Annotated in this window: 10 protein-coding genes; 6 read left to right on the top strand and 4 right to left on the bottom strand. The window is 51.7% G+C overall.

The window, feature by feature from the left end; all coding sequences use genetic code 11:
* Nucleotides 1-50: 50 nt before the first annotated feature.
* Nucleotides 51-965: a LysR family transcriptional regulator gene (locus A7098_RS14470; protein WP_000776565.1), complete on the bottom strand. Its 915-nt coding sequence runs from the start codon at nucleotides 963-965 to the stop codon at nucleotides 51-53.
* Between the two features lie 272 nt (nucleotides 966-1,237).
* On the opposite strand from A7098_RS14470, the gene A7098_RS14475 reads away from it, so the two are divergent.
* On the top strand, nucleotides 1,238-2,671 hold the full coding sequence (locus A7098_RS14475) for a hypothetical protein (protein WP_001285185.1): 1,434 nt from the start codon (nucleotides 1,238-1,240) through the stop codon (nucleotides 2,669-2,671).
* A 157-nt stretch (nucleotides 2,672-2,828) separates the two neighbouring features.
* Nucleotides 2,829-4,070 (top strand): bifunctional glucose-1-phosphatase/inositol phosphatase, encoded by a 1,242-nt coding sequence (gene agp, locus A7098_RS14480; protein ID WP_105280994.1) that lies wholly within the window; start codon nucleotides 2,829-2,831, stop codon nucleotides 4,068-4,070.
* Nucleotides 4,071-4,107: 37 nt separating this feature from the next.
* On the opposite strand, the gene A7098_RS14485 is transcribed toward agp, so the two are convergent.
* Together A7098_RS14485 and wrbA are read right to left on the bottom strand one after the other, a co-directional pair.
* Nucleotides 4,108-4,335 (bottom strand): YccJ family protein, encoded by a 228-nt coding sequence (locus tag A7098_RS14485; protein ID WP_001143120.1) that lies wholly within the window; start codon nucleotides 4,333-4,335, stop codon nucleotides 4,108-4,110.
* Between the two features lie 20 nt (nucleotides 4,336-4,355).
* Nucleotides 4,356-4,952 (bottom strand): NAD(P)H:quinone oxidoreductase, encoded by a 597-nt coding sequence (gene wrbA / locus A7098_RS14490; RefSeq protein ID WP_001151442.1) that lies wholly within the window; start codon nucleotides 4,950-4,952, stop codon nucleotides 4,356-4,358.
* Nucleotides 4,953-5,313: 361 nt separating this feature from the next.
* Here wrbA and A7098_RS14500 point away from each other — a divergent pair, with 361 nt between their 5' ends.
* The gene (locus tag A7098_RS14500) at nucleotides 5,314-5,487 is read left to right on the top strand and encodes a general stress protein (RefSeq protein WP_001273661.1); all 174 of its coding nucleotides are present in this window, start codon (nucleotides 5,314-5,316) and stop codon (nucleotides 5,485-5,487) included.
* Nucleotides 5,488-5,708: 221 nt separating this feature from the next.
* Entirely contained in the window at nucleotides 5,709-6,347 is a 639-nt protein-coding gene (gene rutR, locus A7098_RS14505) for an HTH-type transcriptional regulator RutR (RefSeq protein ID WP_105280995.1), read from the top strand.
* A gap of 39 nt (nucleotides 6,348-6,386) precedes the next feature.
* Here rutR and putA read toward each other — a convergent pair whose 3' ends face one another.
* Complete coding sequence (putA, locus tag A7098_RS14510; protein ID WP_105280996.1) at nucleotides 6,387-10,349, bottom strand: trifunctional transcriptional regulator/proline dehydrogenase/L-glutamate gamma-semialdehyde dehydrogenase; 3,963 nt, start codon at nucleotides 10,347-10,349, stop codon at nucleotides 6,387-6,389.
* Nucleotides 10,350-10,770: 421 nt separating this feature from the next.
* Between putA and putP the strand changes: the two genes are divergently transcribed.
* Together putP and efeU are read left to right on the top strand one after the other, a co-directional pair.
* Nucleotides 10,771-12,279 carry a sodium/proline symporter PutP gene (gene putP / locus A7098_RS14520; protein WP_001018481.1) on the top strand — a complete coding sequence of 503 codons (1,509 nt, stop codon included), beginning with the start codon at nucleotides 10,771-10,773 and terminating at the stop codon, nucleotides 12,277-12,279.
* Between the two features lie 219 nt (nucleotides 12,280-12,498).
* Nucleotides 12,499-13,329 (top strand): iron uptake transporter permease EfeU, encoded by an 831-nt coding sequence (gene efeU, locus A7098_RS14525; protein ID WP_085460612.1) that lies wholly within the window; start codon nucleotides 12,499-12,501, stop codon nucleotides 13,327-13,329.
* The last annotated feature ends 8 nt before the right edge of the window (nucleotides 13,330-13,337 follow it).

A 13,337-nucleotide genomic window follows, 5' to 3' on the forward strand; every position in this document is an offset into this window, starting at 1 on the left:
CACCTGAGATATCCACCGCTAATAAGTGCGTTGGGGATATGTCAAAACATTTAGGCCTGAGGAGCAATTGACTTTTTATTTTCAGGGTATAACTCAAGGTTAATGGCTCGCAGTTGCTGACGTAATTGCTGACAGAGGAAATCGACAAATTTTTGTGTAATAGGGCTAAGCGAAACATCGGCACGGCGTAGCAAACAAAGGTCAATTTTCATTGGGGGGGCGATGGGGTGAATCGTCTCTGCCGGGAGGTTATGACGGGCAGAGAAAATATCGGTAATACTGCATCCCATTCCTCGTTTTACAAATTCAGTCGCCATGTAATAGGTCTGGACATTCAGGCGTGTCGTCAAAAAATCACGTCGTTTAGCTATTGCATCAGAAAGGGAATAGGGGCCGGGAGAAATCCAGCGTTGTTGGTCAATCTTGTCTATTTCTACCGCGCCCTGTCGATAGTCCCGGTCGATATAAACCAGCGGAACTTCGGCTATCAGCGTCGTCATAATCTCCCCCTGTTGAATCGGCTGTAGCGTCAGAGCCAGATCAATCTCGCGGAGATCAAGCTTTTTAACCAACGTTTCGGTGTGCTCTGTCGTCAGTGTCATTACCAGATTCGCATTCTGCTGGTAAAACGCAGTGACTATTTCCGGCACCAGACTTAATCCCAGGCTTGGCAGACATCCCAGAGCTATTCTGGCTCGCGGATCTCGCGTCAGGTTATCGGCCAGAAGTCGCAGGTTATCGAGTTCGTGATAAATCGACTGCGCTTTTTCAAAAAGTGTGATCGCTTCGCTGGTTGGAAGAAGCTTGCCACGCACTCGCTGAAAGAGCTGAAACCCGAGTTTTTGTTCAGCGTTTTTTAACGCTTTACTGGCGGCCGGCTGGGAAATATTCAGCGATTCCGCTGCCCGGGAAAGTGTCCCGCATGTCATTACGGCATAGAAGATTTCCAGGTGGCGCAGTTTCATTAAGAGTTAACCCAGAGTTATAGACAATAGATAAAAAGTCATTTCATGGTAACACCAAGTTAACATAAATTTAATCTGTAACGCCTGTTCTGGTAACAATGCGTTATTTGCCCACCTAAAGGGGTTAATTACGAACTCAGAATAATACCTGTAGTACCCGGACAAACCCTCAGTGCATTTTGCTAACAATAATAACGAGGGGGGATATTTTCTGAGCTGTCCAAATACATCGGCTGATATTGATGGTCGATTCGATGGGGTTAAGGAGTTATATGAGTGACTCAATGCTCGCTGGTGGTTCGCTAACCAGACAAAATATCACCAAAAAGAATGTCATTATTGGTTTACTGTTGGTTGTTTTTTTACTGACAGCGTTCTGGTGTCAGGGGCGTCCAGGTAATGAACTCGGACTGCTTGGTTTTACACCGCTGGTAGCGTTAGCGGTGCTCTCGTTGATAGGCGTCGATATTGTTCTGGCGGTTATTTCATCGATTATTATTGCGATGATAATGACTTCCACCGGCTTACCTGAAATGGGCACCATGCTGGCAAAATCGACGGGATCGTTTATCGCCACAGTTGGTCTGATCATTATGCTTGGCGCCGGTGTCGGGGAAGTGGCAACACGTACCGGAGCCGCCGTTGAACTGGTCAAATTTGTGGTACATCGTATCGGGCTTTCCAGCCAGACGCGGGTCAAATTTGGCATCGTTGTCTCTTCCATTCTCATCTGTGGCGCGCTGGGCACTATGGCAGGCGGCAATGCCATTATTGTCGCGGTGATTATTCCTGTGGCGGCGGCAGTACGGCTGACGCCTCCCACGGTGGCTGCACTGATGATGACGGCGGGTTCAGTGGGATTGTTTACCGGGCCATTTACTCCCAGTACCGTGACGATTTTACAACTCGGCGGCCTGACTTATCCGCAATACCTGATGTACGTTGGGCTACCAATGAGCGCCGTGACGTTATTCGCTGGCTGGATCATGGCCGGGCGAATTCAGAAGATGACGGAAGGAAAATTACATTACGAAGTGGATCTCTCTGAGAAAACTCAGGAAGAAGAGCAGCCCGCCCGTGTTCGCCGTCGCAAGCTCAGCGCGCTGGCATTTGCCGCAACCATTATTGTTATGGCGGTTATCGGTGTAGTGATAAAAGCAGGTTTTAGTTTTGCCATTATCGTGATGTTACTGGTGGCTTTGATCACCGGACTGGTGGGAGGATTAAGCCCTGCCGGGATACTGCAGGCGCTGTATAAGGGGTGTGGCAGACTGGTGTGGATGTTTCTGCTCTACTGGCTGTATAACCCGATTCTGGAACTTATGGATAGCCTGCAGGCGTATCAGGGGTTGCTCGAATACACACAACCTCTGTTAACCGGGATATCACCGGCATGGCTTTGCTTCTGTATTTTTGCCTTTAACATTATCGGTCATGTGCCAGGCGCCGCTGTTGCTCAGATGACCTTTACGCACAAAATATTTGGTCCGATGTTGATGGCTGCGGGAGTGCCGCCACAGGGGACAACGGCGGTATTGTTGGCCTCATCGCAAGTGGACTGGTTTGGGCCTTTCCCTTCATCGGATATGTTTGGTCAAATGGGGCTGGCACAATCAACCCATCTGAAATATATGCTTTATAACGGTTGGACCATTGTCATTGCCAATATCATTCTTTTTGCCGTGCTGTTTCAGATATTAGTTTAACGATACAAACCAGGCGATAGCGCAGCTACTGTCAGTCATCGCCTGGTGCCCTGCAAGTTTCCCGCCTCGTTATCTGCTAATTTGCGAACCGGTTCCCGGAAATAAGTCATATTTCTGTCACACTCTTTAATCATTGATAACAAAAGAGGTGTGAGGAATGAAAAAAACGCTAATCGCCGCAGCCGTGGCAGGGATGGCTTTGCTTTCTTCAAATACTCAGGCACAGGCTGTACCGGAGGGCTATCAGCTACAGCAAGTGCTTATGATGAGTCGCCATAACTTACGCGCACCGCTGGCTAATAATGGCAGTGTGCTTGAGCAGTCGACGCCGAATAAATGGCCAGAATGGGATGTTCCCGGCGGGCAGCTCACCACTAAAGGTGGCGTGCTGGAAGTGTATATGGGGCATTACATGCGTGAGTGGCTGGCAGAGCAGGGGATGGTAAAGTCGGGTGAATGCCCGCCACCGGACACCGTTTATGCCTACGCAAACAGCCTGCAACGTACCGTCGCTACCGCACAATTCTTTATTACTGGCGCATTCCCTGGATGTGATATTCCTGTTCATCACCAGGAAAAAATGGGCACTATGGATCCAACCTTTAACCCGGTCATCACCGATGATTCCGTCGCATTCAGTGAGCAGGCGGTGGCGGCAATGGAGAAAGAGTTCAGCAAACTACAACTGACTGACAGCTATCAGCTACTGGAAAAAATCGTTAACTATAAAGACTCTCCAGCCTGTAAAGAGAAGCAGCAATGTTCGCTGGTGGATGGCAAAAATACCTTCAGTGCGAAGTATCAACAAGAGCCGGGCGTTTCCGGGCCATTGAAAGTAGGCAACTCGCTGGTGGATGCGTTTACTTTGCAATACTACGAAGGTTTCCCGATGGATCAGGTGGCGTGGGGGGAAATTAAATCTGACCAACAGTGGAAGGTGTTGTCGAAGCTGAAAAACGGCTACCAGGACAGCTTGTTTACCTCACCGGAAGTAGCGCGCAATGTTGCGAAACCGCTGGTCAGTTATATCGACAAAGCCCTGGTCACCGATCGTGCCAGCGCACCGAAAATCACTGTGTTGGTAGGGCATGACTCTAATATTGCCTCGCTGCTCACCGCGCTGGACTTTAAACCCTATCAGTTGCATGACCAGAACGAACGCACGCCAATTGGCGGCAAAATCGTTTTCCAGCGTTGGCATGACAGCAAAGCCAATCGTGATTTGATGAAAATTGAATATGTTTATCAAAGTTCGGAACAGTTGCGTAATGCCGACGCGTTAACGTTACAGGCTCCGGCTCAGCGGGTGACGCTGGAATTAAGCGGTTGCCCGATAGACGCTGATGGTTTCTGTCCAATGGATAAGTTTGATAGCGTGTTGAATGAAGCAGTGAAATAACAGAAAACTCCCCCGCGAGAAACGGGGGAGTCACTGGTTAAACGTTTTTACGTTCGATGGTCTGTTCGCCCCAAAAAAGCGAATCTTTATCGGTTTTGGCAAAGGCTTTGACTAACACTTCATCGCTACCTTCTTCCCAAATTTTTTCCGCCATTTTCTCGTCGTACCCGGCGACTTCAAAAATGGCCTCGGCTATTTCCGGCGACGTATTGCGCAGAGATGCCCATTCACCCACGTGATGAGCTTTCGCTTCTTGAGTTGGCATGCGTATCCTCCTGTTGAAGATTAGCCATTAAGTTTGACTGCCAGACCAGCAACATATTCCCCCTGGTAACGTGCGATAGACAACTCTTCCTGACTGGGCTGGCGCGAACCGTCACCGCCTGCAATGGTGGTCGCGCCATAAGGCGTTCCGCCGCGAACCTGCGAGACGTCAAATAATTCCTGTGCTGCGTAGCCAATGGGGACAATCACCATGCCGTGATGTGCAAGGGTCGTCCAGGTTGAAGTGATAGTCTGTTCCTGACCGCCGCCGGTGCCGGTCGAACTAAAGACGCTCGCCAGTTTGCCGTACAGAGCGCCGGAAGCCCACAGGCCGCCAGTCTGATCCAGGAAAGTACGCATCTGGCCTGACATATTGCCAAAGCGGGTTGGTGTACCAAAAATAATCGCGTCGTAATCGGCCAGTTCTTGCGGGGTTGCAACGGGCGCAGTTTGCGTTTTACCGCCTGCTTTTTCGAATAATTGCGGCTGCATGGTCTCCGGTACACGCTTAACGACAACTTCTGCGCCATCGACTTTGCTTGCGCCTTCGGCGACTGCACGCGCCATCGTTTCGATATGTCCGTACATGGAATAATAAAGCACCAGAACTTTAGCCATTTCTAACCACTCCTCGTGTTATCTCTATTCCGTAGCGATTCGCTACCACTCATTTAAAGATAAGACGTCCTATTCAGAGTGCAAATTTCACAACCACTTATTTGATTTATAACAATTTTCACAAGCATGTAATTTTGTCGCAAAATGATACATTTTTATCCCATAGTGTTTTTTTAATCATAAGAGCGGCTTATGGCTGATTACCGGAAATGATATCTATTCTCGCTAAGAAGCTGTTGCAGGATATTACCAAACGCAGGCTTACCCGCGTCAGTTCACTAAGCTTAGTCCCACGTAGCGAAAATATGGCACCCGCCATACGCCGCGTTAATCCTGGGCACTATGATGACGGAGGTCAGTAATGGCAAACCATCGAGGCGGTTCCGGCAATTTTGCAGAAGACCGCGAAAGAGCATCAGAAGCAGGTAAAAAAGGTGGACAGCACAGCGGGGGGAATTTCAAAAATGACCCGCAGCGCGCATCTGAAGCAGGAAAAAAAGGGGGCAAAAGCAGTCACGGCAAAAGCAACAACTAGCCGGGCTACTCTATGACGAATGCGTTTTGTCTGACGCGCGTCAATACGCCACTGCCGCCGGTAATTCCGGCGGTTTTTCGTTCTGGTACTCTCCTTAATATCCTTACGTTAATACCTTTCTCGCTCATTCCACCATTATTCATTCGTGCCGTGAATGTTGATGGTCGAGGCATCGTGCTGATTTTGCTATCCTGTTGCCAGTCTACAAGAGGGGTGAGCGCATGACGCAAGGCGCAGTGAAAACAACGGGTAAACGTTCGCGCGCAGTGAGTGCGAAGAAAAAAGCGATTCTTGGTGCGGCACTGGACACTTTTTCACAATTCGGTTTTCACGGCACAAGGCTGGAGCAGATCGCAGAGTTGGCGGGTGTTTCAAAAACCAATCTGCTGTATTACTTTCCGTCAAAAGAGGCGCTGTATATTGCCGTGCTGCGGCAGATTCTCGATATCTGGCTGGCACCGTTAAAAGCGTTTCGTGAAGATTTCGCCCCGTTGGCGGCAATCAAAGAGTACATCCGTCTGAAGCTGGAAGTCTCACGCGATTATCCGCAGGCTTCGCGCCTGTTCTGTATGGAGATGCTGGCAGGCGCGCCGCTATTAATGGATGAGCTGACGGGCGATTTGAAAGCATTAATTGATGAGAAATCGGCGCTGATTGCCGGTTGGGTCAAAAGCGGCAAACTCGCGCCGATTGATCCGCAGCATCTGATTTTTATAATTTGGGCTTCCACTCAACATTACGCCGATTTCGCCCCTCAGGTGGAGGCGGTGACAGGCGCGACGTTGCGCGATGAGGTATTTTTCAATCAAACGGTTGAAAACGTGCAGCGGATTATTATTGAGGGGATTCGACCACGTTAATGATGCCGGAGGAAGTTGCAACATCCTCCGGCTATCTGTTTAACCGATCGTCATTAAACTGGCGTTACCGCCAGCGGCAGCGGTATTTACACTCAGCGAACGTTCGATATACAGCCGTTCCAGCAGGATATTGCTTTCGCCACGGGCAAAACCCTGCACCGAAACAATTGCGCCATCCCGCGCGGCAACCGCTTCACACAGTGCACGAAGCTGATCCGAATCACCGTGGAAGATCACCGCATCAAACGGTTGAGCGGTAATATTTTCCGCTTTCGCCAGTTGAATACGTTCGCTGACTGCCGATGGCAATGCCTTCACTAACTGACGATGCAGCGCGTCATCCGGCCACAGTACCTGGCTGCCCACCGCCAGCACGGCGGCGAGCTGAGTCAGCGCATCCTGTTCATCATCCGCGATACACAATACGCGCTCACGCGGCAGCAGCGTCCAGGTGTTGCGTTCACCCGTCGGCCCCGGCAGCAATCGTTGTGTTCCTGCCTGCGCCAGCTCGCCATATTGCGTACATAACGCCTGCAATTCTGCCCGGTTTGCCGCCCATTCCCGCAGTGCATTCAGTGGCTGAGTCAATGCGGCTTTCAACTGCGCATCGACCGGATACTCTGCATCCTGACGCGCGAGCGTCACTGCCAGCGCACTTTCCGGGCGATTCGCCAGCAGACGGTAGAGATAGAGCGGACCGCCTGCTTTCGGCCCGGTACCGGACAACCCTTCGCCGCCGAACGGCTGCACACCCACCACTGCGCCCACCATATTACGGTTAACATACAGGTTACCAACATGGGCCGAGCCAGTGACCTGGGCAATGGTTTCATCAATACGTGTATGAACGCCAAGCGTCAGACCATAACCGGAAGCGTTAATCTGCTCGATCAGCTCCGGCAATTGATTACGGTTGTAGCGCACCACATGCAGCACCGGACCAAAGACCTCTTTTTGCAATTCGGCAAAGTCATCCAGTTCGATCAGCGTCGGAGCAACAAAAGTGCCGCTTTGCCATTCACGGGCATCTTCGCTGTTTTCCCGCACCGCCTGGAACACCGGACGGCCTTTGCTGCGCATGGTCTGAATATGACGCTCAATATTGGTTTTCGCTTCGCGATCAATTACCGGCCCGATATCGGTGGTCAGGCGACCCGGATTACCCATTCGGCACTCAGCCATTGCGCCGCGCAGCATTTTCAGCGTGTGGTCGGCAATCTCATCTTGCAGGCACAGTACACGCAGCGCCGAACAACGCTGACCTGCACTGTCGAACGCCGAAGCCAGTACATCCACGACGACCTGTTCGGTCAGTGCTGAAGAATCGACAATCATCGCGTTCATGCCGCCGGTTTCAGCAATGAGCGGAATGGGGCGACCCTGAGCGTCCAGGCGGCTGGCGATATTGCGTTGCAGTAACGTGGCGACTTCGGTTGAACCGGTAAACATCACCCCGCGCACGCGATCATCCCCCGTCAGTTGCGCACCTACGGTTTCACCCTGACCTGGCAGCAACTGCACTACGCCTGGCGGTACACCCGCTTCCAGCAAAATGGAGATCCCTTGCGCGGCAATCAGCGGCGTTTGTTCTGCCGGTTTTGCCAGTACGCTGTTACCTGCCGCCAGTGCGGCGGCGATCTGCCCGGTGAAAATTGCCAGCGGGAAGTTCCACGGGCTGATACACACCACAGGCCCTAATGGACGGTGGGTTTCGTTAGCGAAATCATCCCGCACCTGTCCCGCGTAATAGTGGAGAAAATCGACGGCTTCACGCACTTCGGCGATGGCGTTACTGAAGGTTTTTCCGGCTTCACGCACCAGAATACCAATCAGTTGCTGCATCTGGCTTTCCATCAGCACGGCAGCGCGATGCAAAATCGCCGCGCGTTCAGCCGGAGGAGTGGCAAACCAGATTGGCGCGTTATTGACAGCATTTTCCAGTGCCTGTTCCACTTCACGCGGCGTGGCTTCACGCACATAGCCAACGATATCTTTTGGTTCTGCCGGGTTAATAACGGGCGACATTTCACCTGTCGAAACCGGCTGTTCCAGCATTGGCTGGGCCTGCCATTTTTGCAGTGCGCTGTTGAGCAGGGCAGAGGAGAGCGATGCCAGACGATGTTCATTGGCAAGATCTAATCCTGCCGAGTTATCGCGCCCCTGACCGTAAAGATCGCGCGGCAGGGGAATTTTCGGATGCGGTAAGCCTGTTTGCCCTTCCTGTTGCGCAATTTTTTCTACAGCCGCGACCGGATCGGCAACCAGTTCATCCAGTGGCAAAGAGGTGTCGGCAATACGGTTAACAAACGAGGTGTTGGCACCATTTTCCAGCAGGCGACGCACCAGATACGCCAGCAGCGTTTCATGTGTGCCGACAGGGGCATAAATACGACACGGACGATTAAGTTTACCGTCGGCGATTTTCCCGGTGACCCGCTCATACAGTGGCTCGCCCATACCATGCAGGCACTGGAACTCGTACTGACCCGGGTAGTAGTTTTGACCCGCCAGTTGATAAATTGCCGCCAGCGTATGGGCGTTGTGCGTCGCGAACTGCGGATAAATTAAATTCGGCACCGCCAGCAGCTTTTTCGCACAGGCGAGATAAGAAACGTCGGTATACACCTTACGGGTATAAACTGGATAACCTTCAAGGCCGTCCATTTGCGCACGCTTGATTTCACTGTCCCAGTACGCGCCTTTCACCAGGCGAATCATCAGACGGCGACGGCTGCGGGTGGCGAGATCAATCAGGTAATCGATCACCAACGGGCAGCGTTTTTGATAAGCCTGAATAACAAAACCGATGCCGTTCCAGCCTGCTAGTTCCGGCTCGAAACAGAGTTTATCCAACAGATCGAGGGAGATCTCCAGGCGATCGGCCTCTTCGGCATCAATGTTAATACCAATATCGTACTGACGCGCCAGCAGGGTGAGTGATTTCAGACGTGGGTAAAGCTCTTCCATTACCCGGTCATACTGGGCGCGGCTATAACGCGGATGCAGCGCCGACAGTTTGATTGAAATGCCCGGCCCTTCATAGATGCCACGACCGTTAGACGCTTTACCAATGGCGTGAATCGCCTGCTGATAGGAAACCATATACGCCTGTGCATCTGCGGCGGTCAGCGCAGCTTCGCCCAGCATATCGTAAGAGTAACGGAAACCTTTCTCTTCCAGCTTGCGGGCATTGGCTAACGCTTCCGCGATGGTTTCGCCAGTGACGAACTGCTCGCCCATCAGGCGCATCGCCATATCCACACCTTTGCGGATCAGCGGTTCACCGCTCTTACCGATAATGCGGTTCAGCGAACGGGAGAGGCTGGCTTCGTTATGGGTAGAAACCAGTTTGCCGGTAAACAGCAGCCCCCAGGTGGCGGCATTTACAAACAAAGACGGGCTACGACCAATATGTGACTGCCAGTTACCGTTGCTGATTTTGTCGCGAATTAACGCGTCACGGGTGGCTTTGTCGGGAATACGCAATAACGCTTCTGCCAGACACATCAGCGCCACGCCTTCCTGCGATGACAGTGAAAACTCCTGCAATAATCCCTGAACCATGCCTGCGCGACCACTGGCGTTTTTTTGATTACGCAGTTTATCTGCCAGTTGATATGCCAGTTTGTGCGCCTGTTCCGCAACCGGCTGTGGCAGACGAGCTTGTTCCAGCAGCATAGAAACCGCTTCGGTTTCCGGGCGGCGATAGGCAGCGGTGATGGCAGCACGGGAAACTGACTGCGGCAAAATTTGCTCGGCAAAGTCGAGGAATGGCTGGTGTGGTTCCTCTGCCGGAGTCGGTGCTTCATCGCTCTCATTGGCAGCGCCAGAAAGCAGCGCAGGCAGCTCCGGCAGGGTATCGCTGTTCTCCAGTTGTTCAAGATAAGAAAAAATCGCCTGCTTAATTAACCAGTGTGGCGTGCGATCGATACGTGTCGCGGCAGACTTAATACGCTCACGCGTCGCGTCGTCCAGCTTAACCCCCATGGTGGTGGTTCCCATGCCATTACTCCTGTTGTTCTGAAAGGTGCAACTTAACGTTATTGTGAAATATCTATTATGTTGCAACTTTGTGCAATCATGTTAAATGTGACTTACGTAGCAAGCTTAAAAATGAATTAAATGTTAATAAAAGAAATCGATATGACAGGGAATAAAAAAATAACGCAGACTTTTTCTCTGCGGCAGTTAACATTTTTGACAGGTGCAACCGCAAAAAATGTGAGGGAGTGCAACCTGATGAAAAATAGTATCGCTGGGCACTAAAATTTAATGTAAATGATGTGTTAAATCGATTGTGAATAACCAACGCTTCCGGCAGGATACGGTCGCCCTGGTAAACATAAACTCTGTTACCCCGTTCCGGTGGCAGATATAACGGCAAGTTTCGACATTGCCGATAATAATTTTTTGGAGACTTTAGATGGCTATTAGCACACCGATGTTGGTGACATTTTGTGTCTATATCTTTGGCATGATATTGATTGGGTTTATCGCCTGGCGATCGACTAAAAACTTTGACGACTATATTCTGGGCGGTCGCAGCCTTGGGCCGTTTGTGACGGCGTTATCGGCGGGTGCGTCGGATATGAGCGGCTGGCTGTTAATGGGGTTGCCGGGCGCGGTGTTTCTTTCCGGGATTTCCGAAAGCTGGATCGCTATTGGCCTGACATTAGGCGCATGGATTAACTGGAAGCTGGTGGCCGGGCGGTTGCGTGTGCATACCGAATACAACAATAACGCCTTAACCTTGCCGGATTATTTCACCGGGCGCTTTGAAGATAAAAGCCGTATTTTGCGTATTATCTCCGCCCTGGTTATTTTGCTGTTCTTCACCATTTATTGCGCTTCGGGCATTGTGGCAGGCGCGCGTCTGTTTGAAAGCACCTTTGGCATGAGCTACGAAACGGCTCTGTGGGCAGGTGCAGCGGCGACCATTCTTTATACCTTTATTGGTGGGTTCCTCGCGGTGAGCTGGACCGATACCGTACAGGCCAGTCTGATGATTTTTGCCCTGATCCTGACGCCGGTTATTGTCATTATCAGCGTCGGTGGATTTGGCGACTCGCTGGAAGTGATCAAACAAAAGAGCATTGAAAACGTTGATATGCTTAAAGGGCTGAATTTTGTCGCCATTATCTCGCTGATGGGCTGGGGGCTGGGTTACTTCGGGCAGCCGCATATTCTGGCGCGTTTTATGGCGGCGGATTCTCACCACAGCATCGTCCATGCGCGTCGTATCAGTATGACCTGGATGATCCTCTGCCTCGCTGGGGCGGTGGCTGTCGGCTTCTTTGGGATTGCTTACTTTAATGATCATCCGGCGGTAGCAGGTGCGGTAAACCAGAACGCTGAACGCGTGTTTATCGAACTGGCGCAAATTCTGTTTAACCCGTGGATTGCCGGGATCCTGCTGTCGGCGATTCTGGCGGCGGTGATGTCAACCTTAAGCTGCCAGTTGCTGGTATGTTCCAGTGCGATTACCGAAGATCTGTACAAAGCGTTTCTGCGTAAACATGCCAGCCAGAAAGAACTGGTGTGGGTAGGGCGTGTGATGGTGCTGGTGGTGGCGCTGGTGGCCATTGCGCTGGCGGCAAACCCGGAAAACCGCGTGCTGGGGCTGGTGAGCTACGCGTGGGCAGGCTTTGGCGCGGCGTTTGGTCCAGTGGTGCTGTTCTCGGTGATGTGGTCACGCATGACGCGCAACGGTGCGCTGGCGGGGATGATCATCGGTGCGCTGACGGTTATCGTCTGGAAGCAGTTCGGCTGGCTGGGGCTGTACGAAATTATTCCGGGCTTTATCTTCGGCAGTATCGGGATTGTGGTGTTCAGTTTGCTGGGTAAAGCGCCGTCAGCGGCGATGCAAAAACGCTTTGCCGAAGCAGATGCGCATTATCATTCGGCGCCGCCGTCACGGTTGCAGGAAGGTTAAGGGAAGGCGTTTTACCGAAAACCTCACGTCATAATGGGAAGCAGACAGAGGGCAATCAGTGATTGCCCTCTGTGTTTTCTCGCAAAAAAATTTTACATTTCCTCATCATTATCACTACATTCCGCTTGTGTTTTTCTTCGCCGTAATGATAATCGCTATCACTGCGATTTACTTTTCTTTGCATAGATTGACTCAGAAAAACGTTTAAGGGTGGGTGGCATGTTTGTTCCGTTTCTCATTATGTTGCGCGAAGGACTTGAAGCCGCGCTGATTGTCAGTTTGATTGCCAGCTATCTTAAGCGTACCCAGCGAGGCCGATGGATTGGTGTGATGTGGGTTGGTGTGTTGCTTGCCGCTGCGTTGTGCCTGGGGTTGGGTATCTTCATTAATGAAACTACCGGCGAATTTCCGCAAAAAGAACAGGAACTGTTCGAAGGTATCGTGGCGGTGATCGCCGTGGTGATCCTCACCTGGATGGTTTTCTGGATGCGCAAAGTGTCGCGCAACGTCAAAGTGCAACTGGAGCAGGCGGTCGATAGCGCATTGCAGCGCGGGAATCATCACGGCTGGGCGCTGGTGATGATGGTCTTTTTTGCCGTTGCAAGGGAAGGGCTGGAGTCGGTCTTTTTCCTGCTGGCGGCATTTCAACAAGATGTCGGGATCTGGCCGCCGCTCGGCGCAATGCTTGGCCTCGCCACTGCCGTGGTGCTTGGTTTCCTGCTCTACTGGGGCGGTATTCGCCTCAATCTTGGCGCATTTTTCAAATGGACCAGCCTGTTTATTCTCTTCGTCGCCGCAGGGCTGGCAGCTGGTGCTATTCGCGCATTTCATGAAGCCGGATTGTGGAACCACTTTCAGGAAATCGCCTTCGATATGAGCGCGGTGCTGTCAACTCACTCGCTGTTTGGCACGCTGATGGAAGGGATTTTTGGTTATCAGGAAGCGCCGAGCGTCAGCGAAGTCGCCGTCTGGTTTATTTATCTCATCCCGGCGCTGGTGGCGTTTGCTCTGCCGCCACGTGCAGGAACGACAGCGTCTCGCTCCGCGTAACAAATACG

It is taken from the genome of Escherichia sp. MOD1-EC7011, from assembly GCF_002965005.1.
GTDB lineage: Bacteria > Pseudomonadota > Gammaproteobacteria > Enterobacterales > Enterobacteriaceae > Escherichia > Escherichia ruysiae.